The sequence below is a fragment of the Pseudomonas agronomica genome (genome assembly GCF_025917275.1).
Taxonomy (GTDB): Bacteria; Pseudomonadota; Gammaproteobacteria; order Pseudomonadales; family Pseudomonadaceae; genus Aquipseudomonas; species Aquipseudomonas agronomica.
Genome location: NZ_JAOSHO010000806.1, coordinates 1 through 1482, shown reverse-complemented (window position 1 = coordinate 1482; position 1482 = coordinate 1). Strand labels below are relative to the sequence as shown.

2 protein-coding genes are annotated in these 1482 nt (G+C 63.0%); both read right to left on the bottom strand.

The genetic code is table 11. From position 1 onward, the window contains the following. The coding region (locus OC610_RS27310; protein WP_264432536.1) for a methionine biosynthesis protein MetW at positions 1-196 on the bottom strand (196 nt) is incomplete at its 3' end. A 7-nt stretch (positions 197-203) separates the two neighbouring features. Then, a complete protein-coding gene (gene metX / locus OC610_RS27305) occupies positions 204-1343 on the bottom strand; it encodes a homoserine O-succinyltransferase MetX (RefSeq protein WP_030137913.1) in 1140 nt (379 codons plus the stop codon). Between the last annotated feature and the right edge of the window lie 139 nt (positions 1344-1482).

Here is a 1482-nt window from a genome sequence, read left to right as displayed (position 1 = left end):
CCAGGTCCTGCTCGATGACGTTGATGCCCTTGGCCACGCACTCGGCGATGTTGTCCGGGTCGTTTTCCAGGCCGTAGCCGCTGACTTGCTTGTTGTCCCGCAGCCAGGTCAGCAATTCGCCGTTGCCGCAGCCCAGGTCGAGCACGCGGCTGCCGGCGGGGATCCATTCCTGGATGATGTCCAGATCGGCTCTCATGGCGTCCTCACAGCGTAATACGGTTCATGTAGTTGCCGAACGCCTGCAGGTAGCGCGGGATCGGGATCAAAAAGGCGTCGTGGCCCTGGGGCGCGTCGATTTCCAGGTAGCAGACGTCCTTGCGCGCGGCCATCAGTGCGTCCACCAGTTCCCGGGAGCGGGCCGGGGAGAAGCGCCAGTCGGTGGTAAACGACATCACGCAGAACTTGGCGGTGGCGTTGGCGAAGGTTTTCGCCAGGTTGTCATCGAAGTTCGCCGCCGGATCGAAGTAGTCCAGCGCCTTGGTCATCAACAGGTAGGTGTTGGCGTCGAAACGCCCGGAGAACTCTTCGCCCTGATAACGCAGGTAGCTCTCGACCTGGAACTCGACGCTGTGGAAGTCGTAGTTGAGCTTCTCGCTCTTGAGGCCACGGCCGAATTTCTCGCCCATGGAATCGTCGGACAGGTAGGTGATGTGCCCGACCATCCGTGCCAGCATCAGACCGCGCTTGGGGATCACGCCGTGTTCCTGGAACGAGCCGCCGTGGAATTCGGGGTCGGTGAGGATCGCCTGGCGCGCCACTTCGTTGAAGGCGATGTTCTGCGCCGACAGCTTGGGTGCCGAGGCGATTGCCAGGCAGTGGCGCACGCGGTCCGGGTAGGTGATGGTCCATTGCAGCGCCTGCATGCCGCCCAGGCTGCCGCCGATCACCGCTGCCCATTGGGCGATGCCGAGACGGTCTGCCAGGCGCGCCTGGCTGTGGACCCAGTCTTCCACGGTCAACACCGGGAAATCGGCGCCGAAGGGCTTGCCGGTGTCCGGGTTGATACTGCTCGGACCGGTGGAGCCGTTGCAACCGCCGAGGTTGTTCAGGCTGACGACGAAGAACTTGTTGGTGTCGATGGGCTTGCCCGGGCCGATGCAACTGTCCCACCAGCCGGGCTTGCGATCATCGACGCTGTGGTAGCCGGCGGCGTGGTGATGCCCCGACAAGGCGTGGCAGATCAGCACGGCATTGCTCGCCGTGGCATTGAGGGTGCCGTAGGTTTCGTAGATCAGGTCATAGGCTGGCAACGAACGGCCGCAGGCCAGGGCCAGGGGCTCGCTGAAATGCGCCATTTGAGGCGTCACCAGACCAACGGAATCGGGGGGAAAGGCAGCTGGCATCGACCCTGCTCGCGTTGAAATGAGGCGTAAGTCTAAAGACCGCTGTGGCGGGCGGCAAGCAAAGGTCCGCGCTGATTGTCCGCTGATGCAAACCCTGTGGTGACTGGATCAATTTTTGGCGAGGGAGCTTGCTCCCGCT